We start from the raw sequence: 24621 nt of genomic DNA, 5'->3' as shown, positions 1-24621 counted from the left end.
GTCGGGTGGGGTGAGTAGGTGGTGGTGTGGCAGTGGGTTAGCCGATGGCGAGGGGTTCGTCGTCCGGGTCGTCGGCGAAGCCTGGGACCCAGCGGATCACCTCGTCGCGGAACCGGGCGGTCGCGCCGAGCTGGCACAGCACGCCGACGCCCGCCGCGTGCACCCGGTGGATGAGGACGTACGAGACCGGGAGGTTCAGCTGGCGGACGACGTTGCTGGGGCGGAGGTCCGTGGCGGTGGCGGCCTGGGCCTGGAGCCATTCGCGGCTGAAGGTGAACTCCTCGACGGCGGTCGGTTCCACGTACGGGGCCAGGAAGGCGCGGAGCGCATCGGGGTTGATCTCGATGCCTTCGCGGATGAAGCCCTCGCGCCGCAGACCGTCGATCACGGTGTTCATGTCGCCCTGGTTGAAGATGCGGGTGAGCCGGCCGAAGGCGACCGGGTAACCGTCGGGGAGACGGTTGACCGCGCCGAAGTCGAGGATGCCGAGCTTGCCGTTGGCCAGCATGCGGAAGTTGCCCGGGTGCGGATCGGCGTGCAGCATGCCGACGCGGGCCGGCGAGGAGAACAGGAAACGGACGAACAGCAGACCGGCGTGGTCGCGTTCCTCCTTGGTGCCCTCGGCGATGATGCGGGACAGTGGAGTGCCGTCCATCCACTCGCTGACCAGGATCATCTCGTTGGCGGCGATGACGTCCGGGACGTGGAACTCGGGGTCGTCGGCGAACTCGAGCGCGAACGCGTGCTGGGCCTCGGCCTCGCGCAGGTAGTCGAGCTCCTCGGCGATGCGCTCGCGCAGCTCGGCCAGCACCGCCTTCATGTCGAGGCCGGGCAGCAGCGCGCCGAACAGCTTGCCCAGGCGGGCGAGCTGCGCGAAGTCGCCGAGCAGCGCCTTGCCGGCGCCCGGATACTGGATCTTGACGGCCACCTCGCGGCCGTCGTGCCACACGGCCTTGTGCACCTGGCCGATCGAGGCGGCGGCGGTCGGCTGGTCGTCGAAGGAGATGAAGTTCTCCCGCCAGTCGTCGCCGAGCTGCTCGGTCAGCACCTTGTGGACGGTGGCGACGGGCAGCGGGGGCGCGGCGTCCTGCAGTTTGGTCAGCGTGGCGCGGTAGGGGCCGACGATCTCCTGCGGCAGCGCGGCCTCGAAGATGGACAGGGCCTGCCCCAGCTTCATGGCGCCGCCCTTGAGCTCGCCGAGCACCTTGAAGATCTGCTCGGCGGTACGCTGCTGAACCTCCTGAGCCACCTTTTCTGCGGACTTGCCGCCCAATCGCTTGCCCAGACCGAGGGCCGCGCGACCGGCGAACCCCAGCGGAAGGGTGGCCAGTTTGGCGGAGCGCGTTACGGCGCGGCGCGGAAGATCGTTCACACTGATGCGCGGAATCTCGGCGGAGATGCCGCTTCCCCCCTTCGTGGTCGTCCCCTGAGCACGTCAGTCACAGGTGGGTGACATGACCATTGTTAGCGAATACGGATTGTTTCGCATACAACGACATTGTGGGTGCATGCTCCAAGAACGTCTTTTCCACCCCCAATCAGGCATTACATCCACTGTGCCGTTGGTCACAATCGAAGGACGGCCGTCTATCTGAGCAAGCGCATGGCCGGTTACGGCGGCCGCGACCAGCGTCGCGAGCGTGGAATCGCAGGCGATCTCGCCAGGCGGGTAGCCGCCCAGACGGGCGGTGACGATGGGCCAGCCCGGGTCGTGATCTCGCCGAGTGAGGTCGAGACAGTGCAGGCAGGCCGTCTCGCCGGGGAGCACCAGCGGGCCTACCGATCCGTGTCCTTCGAAGGCTGCGGCGAGGAGATGGGGGATCTTCAAGGCGGTCAGCTCGTTGACGAGGATGCCGTCGAGCGGCCCCACAGGGGTGAGGATCACCAGGTCGGGGCGATGGGTGCCGTCGCCGAGATAGGGGGCGCCGCTCACGGCATTCACTGAAGGGGTGCAGGGCTCGGCACCGGGACTCACCGACGGTGATGCCGCCGCCTGTTGCCCATGCGACGGTTGCCCATGTGACGGTTGCCCATGTGACGGTGACGGCGATGCCGCCTGTTGCCCTTGCCCTTGCCCTGGTGACGCTGGCTGTTGTCTCTGCGCCGACGCCGGCGGTTGTTGCCTCGGTGCTGACATCGGTGTCTGCCGCTTCTGTGCCGACGTCGACGTCGACGGCTGCCTTTGCGTCGGCGTCGGCGACTGCCTCTGCGTCGGCAGCTGCTTCTCGGTTGAGGTAGGCGGCTGTCTCTGCACTGGCGCTTGCCCTTGCCGCTGCCCGCGCGCCGGTTCCTGGCCTTGCCCCTGCGGCGGATTCCTCTCCGGGCGATGCGGAGCGGTCCTCTCCTCCGGTGATTGATCGATGGGAGTGGAGCGGATGCGTGCGGTCGTCGCGATGGTCGCGGACGGCGAACGAGATGCCGCTGAGCTCGGGGAGCGGGGTGACATCTGCGGGCCCGAGGCGGGTGTTCGGCTCGGCCGGGCACCGCCGCTGCTCGGCCGGGCCTCGCGGGCCGCTCGCGGCTGCGGGGGCGGTGTGCCAGTCCGGTGCTGATCGGGGGAAGGCGATGGCACGCTGGCAGGCGGTGGGATGGGGGCGCCGCCGGAGGTGAGCCTGTTGATGACCGCCACCGTGCCGTCCTGACGCGACATGCCCAGCTCGGCCCAGCTCAGGCCGCCCGGCGTGATGTCTCCGGGACGTACCGGGCCGGGGTCGATGACGCGGATGTCGCCGATGCCGGCCGCCGCCAGCAAGGTGGCGACCTGGGCGCCTACGCGGCCCGCGCCGTAGACGCGGACACGCGCCGCACGTCGGCGGACGAGGGCGCCGATGCCGCGGTCCGGGAGCGGGGAGGTCAGGTCCAGGGCGTCGAGGTCGGGCGCCAAGCGGTCTCGCTCGGCGAGCGTGAGGTCGTGGAGCGGAGTGGGAGGACCGGCGGCGTCGTGGACGATACCGCGGGCGATGAGCTGGTCCAGACAGTCGCGGGCGGTCGCCTCGTCGAGACCGGCGGCGGCGGCCTCGCTGAGGATGCGGTCGAGGTCGCGGGTGCCGTCGAGCTTGTCGAGCCAGCGGCGCACCGCTCGGGTGAGGCCGGTCAGCATGATGGCTCTGCCTGGGTGCACGCCGTATTGCATGGTGTGCTCGTCGCGGAGGAGTCGGCGCAGGGCGGGCTTCACACGTGGCCTCATGAGGCGCAAGGTTTCCACGCCCGGCCAAGATCCCGGGCCGGTTCCGCACCGCCTGTGGACAACTCTCCGGAGATGCTGGCGCCTGTGGACAACTCTCCGGAGGTGCTGGCGGCTGCGGACAACTCTCCGGAGGTGCTGGCGGCTGCGGACAACTCTCCGGAGACGCCAGCCGCTGTGGACGACCTGCTCCAGGGTTACGCTTCCCCGCATGAGCGAGCTCTTGGTCGACCGCAGGCAGAACGGCGTCGTACTCGTCACACTCAACCGCCCCGACCTACGCAACGCCATGACCGACACCATGACCAGGTCCTGGCGCGAAACGATGAACGACCTGGCCACCGACCGCGACGCCCGCTGCCTCGTGATCACCGGCGCCGGCTCCGCCTTCTCCTCGGGCGGCGACCTGTCGTGGATCGGCGAACGGGGCACAGAGACCGTGCCGCTGCTGCGCGAGCGCATGCTGGCCTTCTACCGCACCTGGCTGTCCATCACGGAGCTGGAGATCCCGACCGTGGCCGCGGTGAACGGGCCGGCCGTGGGTGCGGGGCTGTGCGTGGCGCTGGCCTGCGACCTCGTCTACGCCGCCGACGACGCCAAGCTCCTGGCCCCGTTCACCTCGCTGGGGCTGCACCCGGGCATGGCGGCCACGTACCTGCTGCCCAGGCGGGCGGGCGCGGGGATGGCACGGGAGATGCTGCTGACGGGCAGGGCGGTAACGGGGGCGGAAGCGGCGGATAAAGGGCTAGTAAATCAATCTTTCCCCAACAATGACCTAATGTCGGAAGTCGAGGACATCGCCGGAAGGATCGCCAGCAACGCCCCGATTGCCACCCGACTCACCAAGATCGCCCTCAACCAAGACCATCAAGACCTGGAAGCCGCGCTGCGCTGGGAATCACTGGCCCAGCCCGTGACCATGGCATCTGCGGACATGATCGAGGGGCTGACCGCTCATCGGGAAAGGCGCGTGCCCAAATTCACCGGCTCTTAATCATCTGACCAGCAGAAACAACGTCCACCCTCTGTGGAATTTCGCCAGTCTCGGCTACCGTGCATATGTGCCCCCCGAGACAGTCGAGGTTCGTCGCAGTTCTCGTCGCCGGCGTACGGTCTCCGCCTACCGCGACGGCGACAAGACGATCGTGCTCCTGCCCGCCTGGTTGAGCGGCGAAGACGCGGATGAATGGGTGAGCCGGATGCTCGATCGGCTGGCGGCGAAGGAACGCAGACGCAGGCCGACCGACGAAGCACTGCTCGAACGGGCGAAGGAGCTGTCGTCGAAGTACCTCGACGGCGCGCCCATGCCGGAGAGCGTGCGCTGGGTCGACAACCAGCAGCACCGCTGGGGCTCCTGCACCCCGGAGAACGGCACGATCAGGATCTCGACCCGGCTGAAGGGCCTGCCGGAATGGGTGATCAACTACGTGATCATCCATGAGCTGGTGCACCTGGTCGTGCCCAGCCACGGCCCCAAGTTCTGGGCGCTGGTGGAACAGTATCCCAAGGCCGAACGGGCCCGCGGGTTCCTCGAAGGGTTCTCCGCCGCCGCCCACACCGCCCCGGAGGAGTGTTGAGGCGGATCGTCGCGGTGCTCGTCAGGCAGAGCATGGCCCAGGCGGCGCCACCCGGCGTGGACCCGCGAGACTTCCTCGAGGCCGTGGCCGAGGACACCTACGAGATCGCCGCCGGGCTCCACCTGGTCACCCCGGTCCTGCTCACCAGTGTCGCCGGCCTCGACGACATCGTCTGGCCGGGCACCGAGGTGATCACGATCGCCGAGGACGAACCGCTCAAGGCCGTGATCGGCCGTCTCGACGGCCTGGCCGACCAGGCCGCGATCGTCGCCGCCGACGCCCCCGACCTGCCGGCCCTGCTGGTGGGCAAGCTGTTCCGCGAGCTGGGCCGGGCCGAGATCACCCTCTGCCGGGCCGACGGCGGCGGCGCGGTGGCCCTGGCCTGCGCGCTCCCGCTGCCCGGCTGGGCCGACCCCGATCTCGACGCCGAAGACCCGGTCGCCGACCTGCGCGCTCAGGCCCCGGGCCGGCGCATGGTCGCCACCATCTCCGGCTGGCACCGGCTGCGCACCCGCGCCGACGTCGACAGGCTCGACCCCGGCCTGGAGGGCTGGGACAACACCAGGGCGCTCATGGCACGGTGAGCTCGGCGAGCACGGCCCGGTGATCGGTGCCCGGCACCGTGTGCACGCTGACCTCGCGCACGCCCACCCGCCGATCGACCAGCACGTGGTCGATCGTGATGATCGGCGGCACCCGCTTGTTGGCCGGCCACGTCGGGATCAGCCCGGCCCCCACCTGGTCGGCCGCGTCCTTGTAGCCCCGGTCGAGCAACCTGCGCATGGCCGCGTGGTCGAGCGAGGCGTTGAAGTCGCCGGCCAGGATGCGAACGGTCCCCTCACCGGCGGACGGCAGCGACGACAGTGCCGCGTTCCAGTTCGCCACCTGCTCGCCCAGCGGCGGGTACGGATGCACGTCGATGAACTCGATCGGCGCGCCGCCGGGCAGGGAGATCACCGCGGCCGGCATCTTGTGCCCGACCGGCGGGATCAGGTCCCACAAGGGCTTGAGCGCGTGCTTGGAGTAGAGCCCGCTGCCCCCGGCGCTCCATTCGTCCTCCAGCATCCGGTGCGGCATCAGGTCCTTCAGACCGGCCGCGTCGAGGTCGGCCACGGCCCCGGGGGTCAGTTCCTGGGTGCTCAGCACGTCGGGGTCGAACTCGCGCACCAGCCGCATGACGGTCTCGGTGTCGGCCCGTCCGAACAGCAGGTTGAGCGACATCACCCGCAGCGAACGCCCGGTCGTGGCCTCGGCCGAGCCCAGCGCCCTGGGCAGGACGCTGAGACCGAGCGCGGCGGAGGCGAGCAGCGCCACCACGGTCGCCGCGCGCTTGCGCCGGATCGCCGCGATCAGCAGCGGGACCAGCGAACCCGCGGCGGCGTACGGCGTGGCGGTCATGATCTGCGTGGCCAGCGAGCCCCGCTCGAGACCGGCCAGCCTGGCCACCGCCCAGGCCGCGAACGGTGTGACGGCCAGCCAGGTCAGCGCGGTGCCCGCGCCTTTGCGCCGCTTGCGCACCGGAGTGACGATCGTGCCGCCGACAGGACTTTCAGCCGAGATTCCCAACCAGGCCCCCTCGCTACCCCGCCCCCTTTTGGAACGTCGCAACGGACTCTAAGCCAAAGCGCGTCGCAACGGACTCTCAAGTCAAAGGACGTCGCAGCGGACTCTAGCCAAGGGCCCGCGTACGCGAGCCGAGCGCGGCCCGACCCCGGGCGGCCAGCCGCCTGGTGGCCTCGTCGGACAGCTCGGGGATCTCGTCGACGGGGAACCAGCGCAGGTCGAGCGACTCGTCGCTCATCACCGCCTCGGCCCCGGGCGGGGCCACGGCCGCGTACTCGACGTCGAGGTGCCAGCTCTGCGGCGGATGGCACCACACCACGTGCTTGTCGACCGCCAGCGGGCCGGGCAGCAGCCGCAGCCCGGAGATGCCCGACTCCTCGGTGGCCTCGCGCAGCGCCGCGCCGGCGAGCGTGGCGTCGGTGGTCTCGCAGTGGCCGCCCATCGGCAGCCACATGCCGGCCTTCGGGTGCAGCGTGAGCAGCACCAGCGCGCCGTCGTGCGAGAGCACCGCGGTGGTCGCGGTGAGATGGCCGGGCACGCACTCGCGCAGCATCGCGTCGGGGTGCGCGCGCAGGTGGTCGAGGAACTCCGTGCGCAGGTCCTCTTCCTCGGCGGTCGGCGCCGTCCAGGCGGACAGCACCTCGGCCGCGTCGTGGTGCAGGCTCAACCCGCATCATCCTCGGAGTCGGGCTTGGGCTGGTCGAGCTGTGAGATGTCCCACGCCGCCTCGCCGCGCACGAACGCCTCGGGGTTGTCGAGGTCGTCGGCGGTCGGCATGAGGTCGGGGTGACCCCACAGCGCGTCGCGCCCGTCGACGCCGCGCGCGTCCTTCAGCGAACGCCACAGCGCCCCGGCCTCGCGCAGCCGCCTGGGCCGCAGCTCCAGCCCGACCAGCGTGCCGAACGTCAGCTCGGCGGGACCGCCGGTCGCGCGCCGCCTGCGCACGGTCTCGGCCAGCGCCACGGCGGAGGGCAGCTTGCCCGCGGCGGCCTCGTCGACCACCGTGCCGACCCAGCCCTCGACCAGCGCGAGCATCGTCTCGAGCCGGGCCAGGGCGGCCTTCTGCCGCTCGGTCTCCTCGGGCTTGAGCAGCGCGCCGCCGCTCAGGGCCTCCTGGATCGCCTCGGGGTTGTTGATGTCGAGCCCGCGGATCTGCTCTTCGAGCGCCGAGGTGTCGACGGTGATGCCCCGCGCGTATTCCTCGACCGCCCCGAGCAGGTGCGAACGCAGCCACGGCACGTGCTGGAACAGCCGGTGGTGCGCGGCCTCGCGCAGCGCCAGGTACAGCCTGATCTCGTCGGCGGGGATCTCGAGACCCTCGCTGAAGGAGGCGATGCCGCCGGGCAGCAGCGCGGCCGTGCTGGACAGGGGCAGGCCGATGTCGCTGGTGCCGATCACCTCGCGGGCGAGCGAGCCGAGGGCCTGGCCGATCTGCTGGCCGACCATCATGCCGCCCATCTGCTTGAGCATGCCCATGAGCGGCCCGGCCATCTGCTGGGCCTCGGGCGGCAGCCCGGATCCGCCGAGCGCGCCGCCCATGGTGTCGACCATGCGTTCGGCGATCGGCTCGCACAGCTTGCGCCAGACCGGGATCGTGTTCTCGATCCACTCCGACCGGCTCCAGGCCTGCGGGTTCGACACGCCGCTGGGCAGCGCGGTCGCCTCGTTCAGCCACAGGTCGGCCAGGCTGAGCGCCTCGACGATCTGGCGGCGCTCGCCTTCCATGACGCTCGGGTCGCCCTGGGCGACCACCGCGTGTCTGGCGATGTTCTTGGCCATGTCCCAGTTGACAGGGCCTGAACCCTGGGGCGCCGACAGCATGTCGGCGAACTGGCGCATCGCCTGAGCCATCTGCTCAGGGTTGCCGAACATGGCGAACGGGTTCTCGTTGGGGTCGTTTTCGCGACCTGGCAGGTCAGTCACCGCTCTACCTCGTGCAGGATGGAGGAGTCCACATCCGCCACGTTAGTCGTCCTACGGCGGATCAGTGCAAAGTGAGGACCTGGTGCCTACCTCGAAACGCCCGCGCCAACCCGTCGTCGCCGTGACCGGCGCGGCTTCCGGCATAGGCCGCGAGCTGCTCGCGAGGCTCGTATCCTCCGCGGATTTCCGCAGGGTGGTGGCCATTGACGAGCAGCGCGGCGACGTTCAGGAAGCCACGTGGAGAGTGATCGACGTCCGAGATCCGCTCTTGGCGAACCGGATCTCCGACATCGACGTGCTGGTCCATCTGGCCGGTGACTACACCGTCGACTCCGACCCCGCCGAGCGGCGGGCGTACAACCTGAGAGCCGCGCAGACAGTGCTGACCGCCAGCGCCGCCGCGCGCGTGCGGCGGGTCGTGCTGGTTACCAGCGCCATGGTGTACGGCGCCGCGCCCGACAACGAGGTGCCGCTGCCGGAGGACGGCCCGGTCGCGGCCGAGCCCGACACCGGCGTGGTGGGCGACTACCTGGAGATCGAGTCCCTGGTGCGCAGGTCGCTGCGCAGCCACCCGGGCCTGGAGGTCACGGTGCTGCGCCCGGCCGCGGTCGTCGGCCCCGGCATCGACACGGTGATCACCAGGCACTTCGAGTCGCCGCGGCTGCTGACCGTCAAGGGCTGCACGCCGCGCTGGCAGTTCTGCCACGTGGACGACCTGGTCTCCGCGCTGGAGCTGGCCGCCAAGGGCGTGGTCACCGGCGTGGTGGCGGTCGGCTCCGACGGCTGGCTGGAGCAGGAGCAGGTCGAGGAGGTGTCCGGCATCCGGCGTTTCGAGCTGCCGGCCGGGCTCACGTTCGGCACCGCGCAGCGGCTGCACCGGCTCGGCATCACCCCGGCGCCGGCCACCGACCTGCACTACGTCGTCTACCCGTGGGTGGTCGACTGCGCCGCGCTGCGCGAGGCGGGCTGGAAGCCGTCGTGGACCAACGAGGCCGCGTTCGAGCAGCTTCTCGAGCTGCGGGAGAACCGCACGACCGTGGTGGGCAGGCGCCTGCCGGTCAAGGAGGCCACGCTCACGGCGGCGGGCGCCACGGTGGCCGTCATCGGCACCGCGGCCATCGTCCGCCAGGTGCGCAAGAAGCGCCGCGGGTGAAACTGTAGGCTCTTTTCGTGGACGTCATCCGGTTGCTTGGCATTCGTGACACCTCGCTCTCCGTGGACGAGGTCCTGGCCGCCGTGGGCGACCACGCGGCGGGCGGCACCACGATCTTCGTGGGCACCGTACGTGAGCAGGACCACGGCAAGCCGGTGACCCGGCTGTCGTACTCGGCGCACCCGTCGGCCGAAGACGAACTGCGCCGGGTGGCCGAGAAGGTCGCCGCGGACTTCCCCGTCACCGCGCTCGCCGCCGTGCACCGGGTCGGCGACCTGGAGCTGGGCGACACCGCGGTCATCGTGGCGGTGGCCTGCCCGCACCGGGGGGAGGCCTTCCAGGCCTCGCGCCGGCTGATCGACGATCTCAAGTCCCAGGTGCCGATCTGGAAACACCAGGTGTTCGCCGACGGCACGACCGAGTGGGTCGGCGCCTGCGAATAAGCTCTTCTCCATGTCTCGTCGCGCCCTCACCCTGCTGATCGCGGGCTTCCTCGTGCTCGCGCTGGGCGTCGTGGGCGCGTTCAGGCCGGTCCCGTACGTGGTGCTGAGCCCAGGTCCGACGGAAGACACGATCGGCACCTTCGAGAACAAGCCGGTCATCGCCATCAGCGGACGGCAGACGTACAAGACGAGCGGCGCGCTGCGCCTGGTCACGGTGGCCTACCAGGGCGGCCCGCAGGCGAGGATCGACCTGCTGACCGCGTTGCGCGGTTGGATCGATCCGACCGTCGCCGTGGTGCCCGAGGAGACCATCTTCGCGCCCGACCGCGATCCCGAGAAGGTCGAGGAGGAGAACGCGGTCGAGATGACCGACTCGCAGGACTCCGCCACGGCCGCCGCGCTCAACGAGCTGAAGATCCCCTACAGCACGGTCGTCACCGTCGTGGCGGTCGACAAGGGCACCCCGGCCGAGGGCAAGCTGCAGAAGGGCGACGAGTTCAACACGGTCGACGGCAAGCCGGCCACGAACGGCGACGTCATCGGCAACGCGGTCAAGGCACACAAGCTGGGCGAGACCGTGACCTTCAACGTGACCAGGGGCAAGGAGAAGCTCGACGTCACGATGAAGACGGCGGCCGGCCCCGACGGCAAGCCGCGCATCGGCATCCAGATGCAGGCCAAGTACAAGTTCCCGTTCGAGGTCGACATCAACGTCGGCGACGTGGGCGGGCCGAGCGCCGGGATGATGTTCTCGCTGGGCATCATCGACAAGCTCACGCCGGGCGAGCTGACCGGCGGCAAGCAGATCGCCGGCACCGGCACCATCGAGCCGGGCGGCCAGGTCGGCGCGATCGGCGGCATCGCGCAGAAGATGGTGGGCGCCCGCGAGGCGGGCGCGACCGTGTTCCTCACGCCGCGCGACAACTGCGCCGAGGCGATGAAGGCGGCCCCCGAGGGCCTGCGGCTGGTGCGGGCCGACACCCTGCACGACGCCGTGCTCGCGCTCGACGCGCTGCGCACCGGCAAGGGCGCGGTGCCGGCGTGCGAGACGCGATGAAACTTCTGGCGATCGCCGTGCGTTAGCCGTACGGCTGGCACTGCGGTGTAGGTTGCCAGACACGGACCGTTTCTTCATCACGACGAGGGGTTGGCCTTGAGCTTCCGGACCCCAGGAGCCGGCAGGGCGATGCGCTTGCCCCGCCGACCGCGACTGCTGCTGCCTGTGGCGATCGCCCTAGTGGCGATTGTGGCGCTGTTTTTCCTTTTTTCTGGCATTTATACGGACTACTTGTGGTTTGACTCGACCAAGAAGACGGCGGTCTTCACCGGAGTCCTGCTGACCCAGATCGTGCTGTTCCTGATCGGGGCGGCGTTGATGGTCGGCATCGCGGGCGGCAACATGCTGCTCGCCTTCCGCACCAGGCCGATGTTCGGCCCGGCCGTTTTCGGCGGGGGGAGCGGCGCCGACCGCTACCGCATGGCGCTCGACCCGCACCGCAAACTGATCTTCATTGTCGGCATGGCCCTGCTCGCGCTCTTCGCGGGCTCGTCGGTCTCCGGGCAGTGGATGACGTGGCTGGAGTTCGTGAACGGCGTGCCGTTCAACAAGGCCGACGAGATGTTCGACCTGGACATCTCGTTCTTCACGTTCGACCTGCCGTTCATCAGGATGGTGCTGAACTTCCTGTTCACCGCCGTGATCATCTCGATCCTGCTGGCGACGATCACCCACTACCTGTACGGCGGGTTCCGCCTGCAGTCGCCCGGCCTGCACGCGTCCAAGGCCGCCCGCGTCCACCTGTCGGTGCTGCTGGGCGTCTTCGTGCTGCTGAAGGCCGCGGCCTACTGGGTCGACAGGTACGAACTGGTCTGGTCCGACCGCGGCAAGGTGTTCGGCGCGTCCTACACCGACGTCAACGCCGTGCTCCCGGCCAAGACGATCCTCGCGATCATCGCGTTGATCTGCGCCGTGCTGTTCTTCATCGGCGTCTTCAGGCCCGGCGGCATGTTGCCCGGGGTCTCGTTCGGCCTGCTCGTGCTGTCGGCCATCCTGATCGGCGGCGTCTACCCGGCTCTCGTGGAGCAGTTCCAGGTGAAGCCGAACCAGCAGGCCAAGGAGCGCACGTACATCCAGCGCAACATCGACGCGACACGAACGGCGTACAAGGTCGACGACAACCATGTGAAGGTCGAGGAGTACAAGGCCACGACCACGGCCGACGCCTCGGTGCTGCAGTCCGAGGCCAGCTCGATCCCGAGCATGCGCCTGCTCGACCCGAGCCTGCTGTCGACGACGTACCAGCAGAAGCAGCAGATCCGCGGCTACTACCGCTTCCCCGAGCAGCTCGACATCGACCGCTACACCGACGCCTCCGGCAAGTCGCGTGACACCGTCGTGGCGCTGCGCGAGATGGGCGGCCCGCCCGAGCAGGAACGCAACTGGATCAACAACCACCTCGTCTACACGCACGGCTTCGGCATGGTGGCCGCGCCGGGCAACAAGGTGGACCCCGCCGGCATCCCGGTCTTCAGCGAGAAGGACATCCCGCCGACCGGCGATCTGGGCAAGTACGAGCCGCGCATCTACTTCGGCGAGAACTCGGCCGAATACTCGATCGTCGGGCACCCGAAGCCGCAGCAGGGTCAGGGCGTCGAGCTCGACTACCCGCAGCAGGGCGGCAACGGCCAGCAGAACAACACCTACACCGGCACGGGCGGCGTGCCCATCGGGAACTTCCTGACCCGCCTGCTCTACGCCGCCAAGTACGGCGAGATCAACCTGCTGCTGTCCTCGGACATCAACGAGGCGTCGCGGATCATGTACATCCGCAAGCCGCTGGAGCGGGTGGAGAAGGTCGCGCCGTTCCTCAAGCTCGACCAGGACCCGTACCCGGCCGTGGTCGGCGGCAGGATCGTGTGGATCGTCGACGGTTACACCACGTCCGACTCCTACCCGTACGCGCAGCGCAAGAGCCTGCGTGACCTGACCACCGACGTGGTCACCTCGCGGCAGCCCGGTGTCCCGCAGCAGCTGCCCACCGACGAGATCAACTACATCCGCAACTCGGTCAAGGCCACCGTCGACGCCTACGACGGCACCGTGACCCTGTACGCCTGGGACGACGCCGACCCGGTGCTCAAGACCTGGCAGAACGCGTTCGGCACGGTCATCGAGCCGAAGAGCAAGATCTCGGCCGAGCTGATGAACCACCTGCGCTACCCGGCCGACCTGTTCAAGGCCCAGCGGGAGATCCTGACCCAGTACCACGTCAAGGACGCCGACGCGTTCTTCGGCGGCCAGGACTTCTGGAAGGTCCCGGAAGACCCGGCGACGGGCAAGAGCAAGCAGCCGCCCTACTACATCACCATGAAGATGCCGGGCGGCACCGAGAAGTTCTCGCTGACCAGCACGTTCGTGCCGAACGGCCGGCAGAACATGGCGGCGTTCATGGCGGTCGACGCCACGGCCGATCCGTCGACGGCCAAGCTGAACATCCTGCAGTTGCCGAGCAACACCGCGATCCAGGGCCCGCCGCAGGCGCAGAACACCTTCGAGTCCGACCCGGCCGTCTCGCAGCAGCTCAACCTGCTGCGCGGGCAGGGCGGCGCGACGGAGGTCCTGTACGGCAACCTGCTCACGCTGCCGTTCGGCGGCGGGTTGATCTACGTCGAGCCGGTCTACGTCCAGCCGAAGGCCGAGACGTCGGGCAAGTTCCCCAGCCTGCGCAAGGTGCTGGTGATGTTCGGCGACAAGGTCGGGTTCGGCGACACGCTGGAATCGGCGCTGCAGCAGGTGTTCGGCGCGGCGCCGCCGACCACCGAGACGGGTGACCGGCCGCCGCAGCAGAACCCCGAGACGCCGGCCAACGCCAACGCGCCGCTGTCCAAGGCGATCCAGGACGCGCAGCAGGCCTACAACGACGCCCAGGCGGCGCTGAAGGCACAGCCGCCGGACTGGGCCAAGTACGGCGACGCGCAGAAGCGGCTGGAGGCGGCGCTGAAGGCGGTCCAGGAGGCGTCGGCGGCGGTGCCGCAGTCCACGGCCTCGCCCTCGCCGAGCGCCACGCCCACCGGCACCTCGTCGCCATCACCGGCGGCGACGGCCACACCGTCACCGACATCGACAGGGGGCGGCACCTAGCTACCCAACCGGTTTGCGCCCCACCCCGCGTCACGGCTACTCTTAACGAGCACGACGACGCGGGGTGGAGCAGTTCGGTAGCTCGCTGGGCTCATAACCCAGAGGTCGCAGGTTCAAATCCTGCCCCCGCTACCACCACGAGATCCCCGGCCTTCCAGAGGCCGGGGATTTCGTCGTTCCAGGGGTCCGGCGATCCCGGAACGGGGGTCCGATGGTTCCCGGACCGGGGGTCCGGCGGTCCCCGAAACGGGGGTCCGGCGCTTCCCGGGCGCGAGTGGTCCGTGTGACGTGTATAGTTGTCAATGACACACCGACGCGGGGTGGAGCAGTTCGGTAGCTCGCTGGGCTCATAACCCAGAGGTCGCAGGTTCAAATCCTGTCCCCGCTACTGAGGAAAGACCTTGGTTTCCTGGAAACCAGGGTCTTTTTCTTTTCCCCGTTCTGCTGGAGGATCCTCGGCATGAACGCGTTAAGCCGGGCGGCGTTCGCCGGAGCGGTCATCGGCGTGGCGGAAGTGCTCATCTACCGCTGGTGGCCGGCCCATCTCGAAGATCACCTGCCGATGCTGGTCGCGCCCTTCGTGCTGGGCGCGGCGCTCGGCCGGCTGCTGAAACTGCCGCGCTGGGGCTTGGTGGCCGGGCTGGCGCCCCTGGTCAACATCGCGCTCCTGCTGTTCACGCTGCGCGGCGAGGCGACGTTCGACGACCTGATGGACGCCGGGGTCTGGCTGGGCGCCTTCGTCTTCGTCGCGGTCGGCGTGAACGGACACCTGGCGGCCACCGCGCTGTTCGTGTCCGGCCGGGTGGGGCTGCGCGTCGGCCTGGCGGCCGCGATCGTCCTCGGCACGGTGGGCGCCGCGACGACCTCGGCCCAGATCGCCGACCTGGCGCAGGAACGCCGGCTGGAGACGTCGGGCGTGCCGCTGGTCGCGCCGGTGCTCGACGGCTACGGGTTCGTCGGCTACTACCTGGACGAGCGGAGACCGTCGCTCGAACTGCACTACTGGCGCCTGGACGACGAGTCGTACGTCGAGGTCGACGTCAGGCCGGCCGGGACCGTGACCGCGCAGGAGGCCTGCGGCGGGTACGACCCGGCGTACGCCCTCGACGACCAGCCGGTCGAGTGCGAGGAGACGACGGCGAACGTGTGGCTGCGTACCGAGCCCACCGAGCGGAGCCTGTTCGTCGAGCAGGGCGGGGCCCTGATCGAGATCACCAGCGAGAAGCTGGAGCGGCAGGAACTGCTGGACATCGCGCCGTCCTTCCGGCCCATCTCGGCCCAGGACCTCGTGGCCGGCGGGCAGCTCTGAGCCTCCGGCCAGGACGTTGACGCTTAACCGGTTTACCGAATACGTTTCCGGCATTCCGGACTTTGGGGAGAATGCCTGGTGAGCGTACGCGCGATCGCCTCCGTCACGTTGCTCGCGGTCGCGGCCGCCGCCTGCGGATCCGGGGGCGGCGCCGAGGGGGAGGACGCGAAGACGCTGACGTACTGGGCCAGCAACCAGGCGGCCGGCATCGAGCTGGACAAGAAGATCCTCCAGCCCGAGCTCGACAAGTTCGAACGCGAGACCGGCATCAAGGTCGACCTGGAGGTCATCCCCTGGTCCGACCTGCAGAACCGGATTCTCAACGCCACCACCGGCGGCCAGGGCCCCGACGTGGTGAACATCGGCAACACCTGGTCGGCCTCCCTGCAGGCGACCGGCGCGTTCGTCGCCTTCGACGACGCGACCCTGGCCAAGGTGGGCGGCAAGGACCGGTTCCTGGCCAGCAGCATGTCCTCGACCGGCGCGGCGGGTCAGCCACCCGGGTCCGTCCCGCTGTACGGCATGGCGTACGGGCTGTACTACAACAAGCAGCGCTTCGCCGAGGCCGGCATCGAGGAGCCGCCGAAGACCTGGGAAGAGCTGCGTGAGACCGCGAAGAAGCTCACCTCGGGCGACAAGTACGGAATGACGCTGCTGGGCGCCAGCTACACCGAAGGCGTGCACTTCGCCTGGATGTTCGGCAAGCAGAACGGCGCCACGGTCTTCGACGGCGACCGGCCCGCCTTCGACTCGCCCGAGATGGTGGCCGGGGTCAAGCGCTACCTCGACCTGATGGCCGTCGACAAGGTGGTCAGCCCGAGCGCCGCCGAGTACGGCCAGGACGCGCAGATGTACCGCGACTTCGCCACCGGCAAGGCCGCCATGATCATCATGCAGAACAACGGCACGGCCGGGCTCGCGGCCAACGGCGTCGAGCCCGACGAGTACGGCGTCGTCCCCGTCCCGCTGCCCGCCGCCGCCAAGGAGCAGGTCACCAGCCACGTCGCGGGCATCAACGTGGCCGTGTTCAAGGACGCCGCCAACCCCGAGGGCGCGCTGAAGTTCGTGGAGTTCCTGACCAGCCCCGGGGAACAGACGGTGCTGAACAAGGCGTTCGGCTCGCTGCCGGTGGTCAACGGCGTCACCGACCCCGCCTTCCAGAGCGACAAGAACAAGGTCTTCGGCGAGGTGCTGGCCAAGACCGCCAGGCCGCTGCCGATGATCCCGCAGGAGGCCCAGTTCGAGACGCTGGTGGGCACGGCGGTGAAGGACCTGTTCGCCGACGTGGCCACCGGTGAGCAGGTCACCGAGACGGAGATCAAGGCCAAGCTCGCCGAGGCGAACCAGAAGATGCTCGCCGGGGGATGACCAGCCGTTCGCGCCGCAGGGCACTGCCGTACCTGCTGCTCGCGCCCGCGCTCGCCGCCGAGCTGGTGATCCACGTCCTGCCGATGCTGGCCGGCGTGGGGATGAGCCTGCTCAAGCTGACCCAGTTCTTCCTGCGCGACTGGACCGCCGCGCCGTTCGCCGGGCCGGGCAACTACGAGATCGCGGTGGACGTCTCCGGGCCCGTCGGCGCGGCGCTGCTCAAGTCGTTCGGGATCAGCCTGGCCTACAGCCTGCTCGTGGTGGCCGGGAGCTGGGCGCTCGGCCTGCTCGGCGCGGTGCTGCTGGACAAGCCGTTCCGCGGCAGGGGCGCGCTGCGCACGCTGTTCCTGGTGCCGTTCGCGCTGCCGGTGTTCACCTCGGTGATCACCTGGAACTTCCTGCTGCAGCGTGACACCGGCCTGGTCAACCGGGTGCTCGGCACCGACGAGTTCTGGCTGATCGGCGCCAACAGCTTCGTCAGCCTGGTGGTGGTGACCATCTGGCGGAGCTGGTCGTTCGCGTTCCTCACGCTCACCGCCGGGCTCGCGGCCGTGTCCGCGCAACTGCACGAGGCGGCGAGCGTGGACGGGGCCGGGCGCTGGCGCCGGTTCAGATCGGTCACGCTGCCGCAGCTCGCGCCGGTCAACCGGGTGCTGGTGCTGGTGTTGTTCCTGTGGACGTTCAACGAGTTCACCACGCCGTACACGCTGTTCGGCAAGGCGGCGCCGCAGGAGGCGAGCGTGTTGTCGATCCACGTCTACAACGCCTCCTTCGCCACCTGGAACTTCGGCGTCGGCTCGGCCATGTCGGTGTTGCTGCTGCTGTTCCTGCTGGCGGTGTCGCTGGTCTATCTGTGGGTGACGAACCGGAGGCGCGCTGATGTACCGGGCGTTTAGGGTCGTCGCGCTGGCGGGGCTGGCGGCGTTCACGCTGGTGCCGCTGTACGTGATGGTGATCTCCTCGGTGAAGCCGCTGCGTGACGTGCAGGGGCCGTTCACCTGGTGGCCGTCGGAGATCACGCTCACGCCGTACGTGGAGATGTGGCGGACCGTCCCGCTGGCCGGCTACTTCGTCAACAGCGCGGTGGTGGCCCTGGCCGCCATGGTCTGCTCGACGGCGATCGCGGTGTTCGCCGGGTACGCGGTCAGCCGGTACCGGTTCGCCGGGCGGCGCACGTTCCTGACCGTGGTGCTCTCGACGCAGATGTTCCCCGGGATCCTGTTCCTGCTGCCGCTCTTCCTGATCTTCGCAAACGTCGACCGGCTGACCGGGCTGGAGCTGGTCAACTCGCGGGGCGGGCTGACGCTGACGTACCTGACCTTCTCCCTGCCCTTCGCGATCTGGCTGCTGGCCGGGTACTTCGACGCGATACCGAAGGAACTGGACGAGGCGGCCGAGGTCGACGGCGCCGGGCCGATGGGCGCGCTGCTGCGGGTCGTGCTCCCGGCGGCGCGTCCCGGCATCGTCGCCGTCGCGATCTACTCGTTCATGACGGCCTGGGGCGAGGTGCTGTTCGCCTCGGTGCTGACCGACGAGAGCACCCGGACGCTGGCCGTCGGGCTGCAGGCGTACGCCACGCAGGCCAACGTGTACTGGAACCAGGTCATGGCGGCCTCGCTGGTGATCAGCGTCCCGGTCGTGCTCGGATTCCTGGCGCTGCAGCGCTACCTCGTCACCGGGCTCACCGCGGGAGCGGTCAAGTCATAACCCTTGCCCAGTGGGCAGCGGAGATGATTACTTAATTACATGACTGAGAAGGACGTGCCGACGCTCTACGAGTGGGCCGGCGGCAGCGCCGCGTTGGAGCGGCTGACCGAGCTTTTCTACCAGCGGGTCGTCGTGGACGATCTGATCGGGCCGCTCTTCGCCCACATGGATAAGGACCACCCGAAATACGTGGCGATGTGGCTCGGTGAGGTGTTCGGCGGCCCCGACCGCTACACCACCGAACGCGGCGGCTACCCCCACATGCTCCGCCACCACCTCGGCAAATCCATCACCGAACAGCAGCGGCGCAGATGGGTGAGCCTGCTCATGGACGCCGCCGAGGACGTCGGCCTGCCGGACGACCCCGAGTTCATGGCCGCGTTCGCCGGCTACATCGAATGGGGCACCAGGATCGCCAGGCACAACTCCCAGCCGGACGCCACACCGCCGCCGCAGGCGCCCGTGCCGCACTGGGGCTGGGGGGTCGCGCCGCCGTACCAGCCGGAGCAATAGCCTGGAGCAATGGCAGGCAGGCTGCGCATCTACCTGGGTGCGGCCCCCGGAGTGGGCAAGACGTACGCCATGCTGAGCGAGGCGCACCGGGCCGGGGAACGCGGCAGGGACGTGGTCGTGGGGTTCGTCGAGACCCACGGCCGCGTCCGTACCGAGCGGCTGCTCGACGGCCTGGAGATCCTGCCGAGAAAGACCATCACGCACCGCGGCGCGACGTTCGCCGAGCTCGACGCCGAGGCGGTCATCAGGCGCGCGCCCGCGCTCGTGCTGGTCGACGAGCTGGCCCACACCAACGTCCCTGGCTCACGCCACGCCAAGCGCTGGCAGGACGTCGAGGACATCCTGCGGGCCGGGATCGACGTCGTCTCCACGGTGAACGTCCAGCACCTGGAATCGCTGAACGACGTGGTCGAGCGCATCACCGGCGTGCCGCAGCGGGAGACCGTGCCCGACGAGGTGGTGCGCAGGGCCGACCAGATCGAGCTGGTCGACATGTCGCCGGAGGCGCTGCGCCGCCGCCTGGCCCACGGCAACGTCTACCCGCCCGACAGGGTCGACGCGGCCATGTCGAACTACTTCCGCGTCGGCAACCTGACCGCGCTGCGCGAGCTGGCCCTGCTCTGGGTGGCCGACAAGGTGGACGAACAGCTCGCCTGCTACCGCGCCGACCACGGCATCGCCGGCACCTGGGAGGCCCGCGAACGCGTCGTGGTCGCGCTGACCGGCGGGCCGGAAGGCGACACGCTGGTGCGCCGGGCCGCCCGGGTGGCCGCCAGGACCAAGGGCGCGGACCTGCTCGCCGTGCACGTCACCAACGCCGACGGCCTGACCTCCGCCGCCGACCCCGCCCACCTGGTGCGCCAGCGCCTGCTCGTGGAGGACCTGGGCGGCACCTACCACCAGGTCGTCGGCGACGACGTGCCGCGCGCCCTGCTGGAGTTCGCCAGGGGCGCGAACGCCACGCAACTCGTGCTCGGCGCGTCACGGCGGGGCACGCTCGCCCAGGTGCTCTCGCGCGGCGTCGGCGTGACCACGACCGCGCTGTCCGGCTCGATCGACGTGCACATGGTGCCGCACGAGGAGACCGGCAGAGGCCGCAGGCGGCCGGCCCAGTCCGCCGCGCTGCCCCTGGCCAGGCGGATCTCCGGCTGGCCGGCGGCGCTGGCGGGACCGCCGCTGCTCAGCGCCGCGCTGCTGCCGTGGGGTCTCACGCTGCCCAGCGAGATCCTGCTGTTCCTGCTGCTGGTCGTCGGCGTGGCGATCATCGGCGGCCGGTGGCCCGCCCTGACCGCGGCGGTGCTCGGGTTCGCGCTGCTCAACTGGTTCTTCACGCCGCCGGTGCGCACGCTGACCGTCGCCGCGCCGGAGAACGTGCTCGCGCTGGCCATCTTCGTCCTGGTCGCCTCCATGGTCAGCGCGGTCGTCGACCTGGCCGCCAGGCGCAGCAGGGAAGCGGCGCGCTCGCGCGCCGACGCCGAGGTGCTGTCCACGCTGGCCGGTCACGTGCTGCGCGGCGACGCCGGCCTCGCCTCGCTGCTGGCCAGGCTCAAGGAGATGTACGGCCTGACCTCGGTCGCGCTGCTCGAAGGCGACCGGGTGATCGCCGTCGCGGGCGGCCCGCTCGGCGCTCCCGACACCGAGGTGGCCGTCGAGGACGGACTGACGCTGGCGGCGCGCGGGCGGCTGCTCGACGCGGCGGACCGGCGGGTGCTGGAGGCGTTCGCCGCCGAGGCCGTCGTCGCGCTGCGCCAGGAACGCCTGCGCCAGGCGGCCGCCCGGGCCGAGCCGCTGGCCGAGGCCGACAGGATGCGCACCGCACTGCTCGCCGCCGTCGGCCACGACCTGCGCACCCCGCTCGCCTCCGCGCTGGCCGCGGTCGAGAGCCTGCGCGGCACCGACGTCGACTGGACGCCCGCCGACCGCGAAGAGCTGCTCGCCACCGCCGAGGAGTCGCTGGTCAAGTTGAACCGGCTGGTCTCGAACCTGCTCGACATGAGCAGGCTGCAGGCGGGCGTGCTCGGCGTGTCGCTGGTCCCCGTCGCGATCGAGGACGTGCTGCCGCGCGCCGTCGACGAGCTCGGGCCGCTGCGCGACCGCGTCGATGAGGACGTCCGGCTCGACCTGCCCGAGGTGATGGCCGATCCCGCGCTGCTCGAACGGGTGCTGGTCAACCTGATCGCCAACGCCGTCCGATACAGCCCCGGCCAGGTGCGCGTCGGCGCGAGCGCGCACGGCGACCGGGTGGAGATCAGGGTCGTCGACAGGGGGCCGGGCATACCGGTACAGGCGCATGAAAAGGTGTTCATGCCGTTCCAGCGGCTCGGCGACCGCGACAACCACACCGGCGTGGGGCTCGGGCTGGCGCTCTCCCGAGGGCTGACCGAGGCGATGGGCGGCACGCTGAGCCCGGAGGACACACCCGGAGGGGGACTGACGATGACCATCTCGCTGCGGGCGGCGTCGTGACCAGGGTGCTGGTGGTCGACGACGAGCCGCAGATCCTGCGGGCCCTGCGGGTGAACCTGGCCGCCAGGCACTACGAGGTCGCGCTGGCCGCCGACGGCAGCCAGGCACTCCGCCAGGCCGCCGACTGGCATCCCGACCTGGTCATCCTCGACCTGGGGCTGCCCGATCTCGACGGGGTCGAGGTGATTCACGGGCTGCGCGGGTGGACGTCCGTGCCGATCATCGTGCTGTCCGGGCGCGAGGGCAGCCAGGACAAGGTCGACGCGCTCGACGCCGGCGCCGACGACTACGTGACCAAGCCGTTCGGCATCGACGAGCTGTTCGCGCGCATCCGCGCGGTCACCCGGCGCACCGGCGCGCACGAGGAGGAGCCGGCCACGGTACGCCTGGGCGACCACGTGATCGACCTGGCGAACAAGAGCATTTCCGGCGGCGTGCGGCTGACGCCCACGGAATGGCACTTCCTGGAGATCCTGCTACGCAACCCGGGCAAGCTGATCAGCCAGCGGCAGCTGCTCACCGAGGTCTGGGGCAGCTCGTACCTCAAGGAGACCCACTACCTGCGCCAGTACATGGCCCAGCTCAGACGCAAGCTGGAACGCGACCCGGCCCGTCCCGCGCACCTGCTGACCGAGCCGGGGATGGGCTACCGGTTTCAGCCGTTCTGACCGATCATCCTGGCCGCCTTCAGCACGGACCAGCCGAGCAGGGTGATCCCGAAGATCACTTGGGCGACGCGCATCCAGAGAGCCGAGCCCTGGTCGGCGTAGACGACCACGCCCAGCCACATCAGCCCGAAGCCCCCGACCAGGACGATCGCCGCCCAGTTCAACCCCCGCTGCCACATATGCGCAGTCTTACAGCCGAGTGGCCAAGCGGGGGTATGTAACCGGTCAGCGCGGGACAGAGCTATCGAAATGCCTCGTACGGGTGGTTACCAGTTGGCAGGCAGGCCGGGTGTGGTCGGCGGCAGCGCGTGACCGACCGGGTGGATCACGTACGCGACCCCGCCGCTGCTGGAACTGCGCAGCCAGACGTTCTCGAAGTCGGCCCGCGGGTACACCCGGCGCACCGCGTCGTTGCTGGACGAGGCCGGGTCGTTGGCGATCACGTCACCCGAGGCGGTGAAGCCGACGACGACCATCAGATGACCGTTCGTGCCGTAACCGGCGCCGGGCAGCTCACCCTTCTTGAACGACTGCGAGGTGATCACCGGGATGCCCGCCTTGATCAACTGCTCCAGCTCGGTGAGCGTGCGCAGGCGGGTGACGAAACCATCCAGACCGTACCGGCCGGCGTAGGCGGTGTTGAACGGCCAGTTGCCCGCGCCCTGGTAGGCGTGGTCGTAGGTGAAGCGGGCCGCGTAGTCGACCTCCGGGTTCGGATCGGACGGGTCGACCCAGGAGGTGTCCTGCGCGCTCGGCCACTGGTTCCAGTGACCCAGCACCATGGTGGTCGAGGTCGGGCTGCACCAGGCCTCGCCGCCGCCGTCCCACTCGGGGTAGTGGCCCTGGTGGATGTTCTGCGAGCGGCGCGGCACGTTCAGCTCCTGCCCCCACGCGCCGCCGCCGGGGCTGACCGGCACGCTCTTGCGCTCGGGCACGTACGAGGCCATCACCCCGGACGTGCGCACCCGCGGCGCCACGGACGAACCCGGCGTGCGGTACAGCGTGAGCCTGAGCTGGTAGGCGTCGATCCGCTTGCCCTCGGCGGCGACGAGCGTGTCGACGGCCACACTTGCGTCGGCGTCGCCCTGGCCGGAGACCGAGGTGCGCCGGATGTCGCCCTCGCCGTAGGCCCAGCGGCCCATGACGTACCACTTGGTCAGGCCGGCGGCGTGGCGGGCGCGGGTCTCGATCTGCACCCAGCTGCCCGGCGGCGTGTCGGCGGTCCAGGACGCGATCAGCTCGGTGGCCGGGAAGCCGACCGGTCTCTCCGGGCTCGTCCAGCGGGCGAACTCCCACGTCTTGGTGCCGAGGGCGTCGGTGTAGGTGGTGGTGCCCGCGGCGGTGGCGAACGACAGGCCGCCGGTCGCGGACGTCCCCTCGGCGGTGCCCTGGGAGAAGTCGGCGCGTTGGAAGACGACGTTCGCGGGACCGGTGGCCGGGGGCTTGGCGGCGGCTGTGGCAGGAGGCATGAGGGTGAGGGTCAACAGGGATGCGGTGAGGAACACGGTCAGGGCGCGCATGGACCCACCTTGCTCTGGGAGGTGCTCGATGCGCAGAGAGTAGACACAGCGCGCATGCCACACATCGGGCGATCTACGTATCGCGGTCGCCCGTGTCCCCCGGATTCTTCCGGCTACCTCGGGAGGGTGCGCGCCGTTCCCACGCAGCGGCGGGTGCGCATGCCCAGCGGGCGCGCCGGCGGGTTCTGCTCCAGTCCGGCCAGCAGCGCGGTCGCCGTGCGGGCGTCCGACAGGATGCGCTGCACCGCCTCGCCGTCCGCGGGCAGCTGACCGCGCTCGGCCAGCTCGTGCGTGACGAACGCCAGCGGGTCGGGCGCGCCCGCGGACTCCGCCGCCACCGTGGCGCGCGCGGCGGTGAGCAGCCGCAGATAGTACGTCCTGAGCACGGCCTCGCGCATTCGGGCGTGTTCGAGGTCGTCGATCAGAGTTCGGGCGATTCCACGCAGGTCACCAGCGTTGGTCGTCTCGTCGGCGAGGAAAGCGCGGATGTCGTCGAACTCTGAGCGGGTCATTGCGGCACCTCCGTGAGCAGTCTGCTCGTGAGTAATTCGTACCCGGGAGCGATTGCGGATGACTTGCCGTCGGCTTGCCTCCCCGGGGGCCGGGCGCCAGGGTTTGAGCGTCAGGTGGGGAGGGAAGGACCTCCTGATTACCTCAGTGGCGCGAAGTAGGTGCCGAGGACTGCTAGAGTTGCTTCCCGCAGGGCGGCGCCGGGGACTCACAGAGTCCCGGAGATGCCCGGCAAATCCCACTAATTTCGGGTCTCGCCCGGACGGTGCAAAGCGGTCCGGATGAGCTGGTAAGTTAGAGGGGTTGCCCCGGAAACGGGGTGCGGCTTAATTCCCGCAGATCGAGCAAGTCCGGTCAATTTGACAGGAACTTGAACGGCTGAAAGAATTAAGACACAACGAAAGAACAAAAACAAAACGAGATGAACGCCTCCGAGCGAAGACCCTGAAGGTCTGAAACTGGGAAGTACGCGTCCGTTTCTTGAGAACTCAACAGTGTGTTAAAAGCCAGTGCATGATTTACATGCATAACCCTGTCATGTTTGACATGATGGACAGCTTGGATTCATTTCCAGAC

22 protein-coding genes and 2 tRNA genes are annotated in these 24621 nt (G+C 69.6%); 16 read left to right on the top strand and 8 right to left on the bottom strand.

Going from position 1 to position 24621, the window contains the following annotated elements; genetic code table 11:
- Positions 1-37 precede the first annotated feature (37 nt).
- Entirely contained in the window at positions 38-1249 is a 1212-nt protein-coding gene (locus HII36_RS39210) for an ABC1 kinase family protein (protein WP_456238029.1), read from the bottom strand.
- A 186-nt stretch (positions 1250-1435) separates the two neighbouring features.
- On the bottom strand, positions 1436-3175 hold the full coding sequence (locus tag HII36_RS39205) for a ThiF family adenylyltransferase (protein ID WP_173528393.1): 1740 nt from the start codon (positions 3173-3175) through the stop codon (positions 1436-1438).
- Positions 3176-3395: 220 nt separating this feature from the next.
- On the opposite strand from HII36_RS39205, the gene HII36_RS39200 reads away from it, so the two are divergent.
- The 3 genes from HII36_RS39200 to HII36_RS39190 all read left to right on the top strand — a co-directional run bounded on the left by HII36_RS39200 (position 3396) and on the right by HII36_RS39190 (position 5345).
- Positions 3396-4178: an enoyl-CoA hydratase/isomerase family protein gene (locus tag HII36_RS39200; protein ID WP_173528392.1), complete on the top strand. Its 783-nt coding sequence runs from the start codon at positions 3396-3398 to the stop codon at positions 4176-4178.
- A gap of 67 nt (positions 4179-4245) precedes the next feature.
- Positions 4246-4761, top strand: a complete 516-nt coding sequence (locus HII36_RS39195; protein WP_328808091.1) for a M48 metallopeptidase family protein — start codon at positions 4246-4248, stop codon at positions 4759-4761.
- On the top strand, positions 4758-5345 hold the full coding sequence (locus tag HII36_RS39190; RefSeq protein WP_173528391.1) for a hypothetical protein: 588 nt from the start codon (positions 4758-4760) through the stop codon (positions 5343-5345). The genes HII36_RS39195 and HII36_RS39190 overlap by 4 nt, the downstream gene beginning before the upstream one ends.
- Here the strand turns inward: HII36_RS39190 and HII36_RS39185 are convergent.
- The 3 genes from HII36_RS39185 to HII36_RS39175 form a co-directional block, all read right to left on the bottom strand.
- On the bottom strand, positions 5332-6327 hold the full coding sequence (locus HII36_RS39185; protein WP_173528390.1) for an endonuclease/exonuclease/phosphatase family protein: 996 nt from the start codon (positions 6325-6327) through the stop codon (positions 5332-5334). The genes HII36_RS39190 and HII36_RS39185 overlap by 14 nt on opposite strands.
- A gap of 103 nt (positions 6328-6430) precedes the next feature.
- Positions 6431-6991, bottom strand: coding sequence for an NUDIX hydrolase (locus tag HII36_RS39180; RefSeq protein ID WP_173528389.1), 561 nt, complete (start codon positions 6989-6991; stop codon positions 6431-6433).
- Positions 6988-8247 (bottom strand): zinc-dependent metalloprotease, encoded by a 1260-nt coding sequence (locus HII36_RS39175; RefSeq protein WP_407940851.1) that lies wholly within the window; start codon positions 8245-8247, stop codon positions 6988-6990. The genes HII36_RS39180 and HII36_RS39175 overlap by 4 nt, the downstream gene beginning before the upstream one ends.
- Before the next feature lie 79 nt (positions 8248-8326).
- Here HII36_RS39175 and HII36_RS39170 point away from each other — a divergent pair, with 79 nt between their 5' ends.
- From HII36_RS39170 to HII36_RS39110, 13 genes are all read left to right on the top strand, one after another.
- On the top strand, positions 8327-9400 hold the full coding sequence (locus tag HII36_RS39170) for an NAD-dependent epimerase/dehydratase family protein (RefSeq protein WP_173528396.1): 1074 nt from the start codon (positions 8327-8329) through the stop codon (positions 9398-9400).
- 17 nt (positions 9401-9417) lie between these two features.
- Complete coding sequence (locus HII36_RS39165) at positions 9418-9843, top strand: molybdenum cofactor biosynthesis protein MoaE (RefSeq protein ID WP_173528388.1); 426 nt, start codon at positions 9418-9420, stop codon at positions 9841-9843.
- A 10-nt stretch (positions 9844-9853) separates the two neighbouring features.
- A complete protein-coding gene (locus HII36_RS39160; RefSeq protein WP_173528387.1) occupies positions 9854-10900 on the top strand; it encodes a YlbL family protein in 1047 nt (348 codons plus the stop codon).
- Positions 10901-11029: 129 nt separating this feature from the next.
- Positions 11030-13984, top strand: coding sequence for a UPF0182 family protein (locus HII36_RS39155; protein ID WP_173528386.1), 2955 nt, complete (start codon positions 11030-11032; stop codon positions 13982-13984).
- A 58-nt stretch (positions 13985-14042) separates the two neighbouring features.
- Positions 14043-14119 (top strand) — tRNA-Met (locus HII36_RS39150).
- A gap of 179 nt (positions 14120-14298) precedes the next feature.
- Positions 14299-14372: transfer RNA gene (locus tag HII36_RS39145), tRNA-Met, on the top strand.
- A gap of 72 nt (positions 14373-14444) precedes the next feature.
- Positions 14445-15293, top strand: a complete 849-nt coding sequence (locus HII36_RS39140; protein ID WP_173528385.1) for a hypothetical protein — start codon at positions 14445-14447, stop codon at positions 15291-15293.
- 78 nt (positions 15294-15371) lie between these two features.
- On the top strand, positions 15372-16661 hold the full coding sequence (locus tag HII36_RS39135) for an ABC transporter substrate-binding protein (RefSeq protein ID WP_328808090.1): 1290 nt from the start codon (positions 15372-15374) through the stop codon (positions 16659-16661).
- Positions 16658-17557 carry a carbohydrate ABC transporter permease gene (locus HII36_RS39130; protein ID WP_173528384.1) on the top strand — a complete coding sequence of 300 codons (900 nt, stop codon included), beginning with the start codon at positions 16658-16660 and terminating at the stop codon, positions 17555-17557. The genes HII36_RS39135 and HII36_RS39130 overlap by 4 nt, the downstream gene beginning before the upstream one ends.
- Positions 17541-18368, top strand: coding sequence for a carbohydrate ABC transporter permease (locus HII36_RS39125; protein ID WP_173528383.1), 828 nt, complete (start codon positions 17541-17543; stop codon positions 18366-18368). Before HII36_RS39130 ends, HII36_RS39125 begins: the two co-directional genes overlap by 17 nt.
- Positions 18369-18407: 39 nt before the next feature.
- Entirely contained in the window at positions 18408-18881 is a 474-nt protein-coding gene (locus HII36_RS39120; RefSeq protein WP_173528382.1) for a group II truncated hemoglobin, read from the top strand.
- Positions 18882-18890: 9 nt separating this feature from the next.
- Positions 18891-21347 carry a sensor histidine kinase gene (locus HII36_RS39115; RefSeq protein ID WP_173528381.1) on the top strand — a complete coding sequence of 819 codons (2457 nt, stop codon included), beginning with the start codon at positions 18891-18893 and terminating at the stop codon, positions 21345-21347.
- On the top strand, positions 21344-22015 hold the full coding sequence (locus HII36_RS39110; RefSeq protein ID WP_173528380.1) for a response regulator: 672 nt from the start codon (positions 21344-21346) through the stop codon (positions 22013-22015). Before HII36_RS39115 ends, HII36_RS39110 begins: the two co-directional genes overlap by 4 nt.
- Here HII36_RS39110 and HII36_RS39105 read toward each other — a convergent pair.
- The 3 genes from HII36_RS39105 to HII36_RS39095 all read right to left on the bottom strand — a co-directional run bounded on the left by HII36_RS39105 (position 22003) and on the right by HII36_RS39095 (position 24047).
- Positions 22003-22194 carry a hypothetical protein gene (locus HII36_RS39105; protein ID WP_173528379.1) on the bottom strand — a complete coding sequence of 64 codons (192 nt, stop codon included), beginning with the start codon at positions 22192-22194 and terminating at the stop codon, positions 22003-22005. The genes HII36_RS39110 and HII36_RS39105 overlap by 13 nt on opposite strands.
- An 87-nt stretch (positions 22195-22281) precedes the next feature.
- A complete protein-coding gene (locus HII36_RS39100; protein WP_173528378.1) occupies positions 22282-23535 on the bottom strand; it encodes a C39 family peptidase in 1254 nt (417 codons plus the stop codon).
- Positions 23536-23648: 113 nt separating this feature from the next.
- A complete protein-coding gene (locus tag HII36_RS39095) occupies positions 23649-24047 on the bottom strand; it encodes a hypothetical protein (protein WP_173528377.1) in 399 nt (132 codons plus the stop codon).
- Positions 24048-24621: the final 574 nt, after the last annotated feature.

Source organism: Nonomuraea antri (genome assembly GCF_013283785.1).
GTDB lineage: Bacteria > Actinomycetota > Actinomycetes > Streptosporangiales > Streptosporangiaceae > Nonomuraea > Nonomuraea antri.
This window is presented reverse-complemented; position numbering and strand designations above follow the sequence as displayed.

What these genes read in the sequence shown, in the direction of transcription:
- HII36_RS39200 (WP_173528392.1), top strand. Translation starts at nt 3,396, where the DNA reads ATGAGCGAGCTCTTGGTCGACCGCAGGCAGAACGGCGTCGTACTCGTC.
- HII36_RS39160 (WP_173528387.1), top strand. Translation starts at nt 9,854, where the DNA reads ATGTCTCGTCGCGCCCTCACCCTGCTGATCGCGGGCTTCCTCGTGCTC.
- HII36_RS39155 (WP_173528386.1), top strand. Translation starts at nt 11,030, where the DNA reads ATGCGCTTGCCCCGCCGACCGCGACTGCTGCTGCCTGTGGCGATCGCC.
- HII36_RS39140 (WP_173528385.1), top strand. Translation starts at nt 14,445, where the DNA reads ATGAACGCGTTAAGCCGGGCGGCGTTCGCCGGAGCGGTCATCGGCGTG.
- HII36_RS39130 (WP_173528384.1), top strand. Translation starts at nt 16,658, where the DNA reads ATGACCAGCCGTTCGCGCCGCAGGGCACTGCCGTACCTGCTGCTCGCG.
- HII36_RS39125 (WP_173528383.1), top strand. Translation starts at nt 17,541, where the DNA reads ATGTACCGGGCGTTTAGGGTCGTCGCGCTGGCGGGGCTGGCGGCGTTC.
- HII36_RS39120 (WP_173528382.1), top strand. Translation starts at nt 18,408, where the DNA reads ATGACTGAGAAGGACGTGCCGACGCTCTACGAGTGGGCCGGCGGCAGC.
- HII36_RS39115 (WP_173528381.1), top strand. Translation starts at nt 18,891, where the DNA reads ATGGCAGGCAGGCTGCGCATCTACCTGGGTGCGGCCCCCGGAGTGGGC.
- HII36_RS39105 (WP_173528379.1), bottom strand. Translation starts at nt 22,194, where the DNA reads ATGTGGCAGCGGGGGTTGAACTGGGCGGCGATCGTCCTGGTCGGGGGC.
- HII36_RS39100 (WP_173528378.1), bottom strand. Translation starts at nt 23,535, where the DNA reads ATGCGCGCCCTGACCGTGTTCCTCACCGCATCCCTGTTGACCCTCACC.
- HII36_RS39095 (WP_173528377.1), bottom strand. Translation starts at nt 24,047, where the DNA reads ATGACCCGCTCAGAGTTCGACGACATCCGCGCTTTCCTCGCCGACGAG.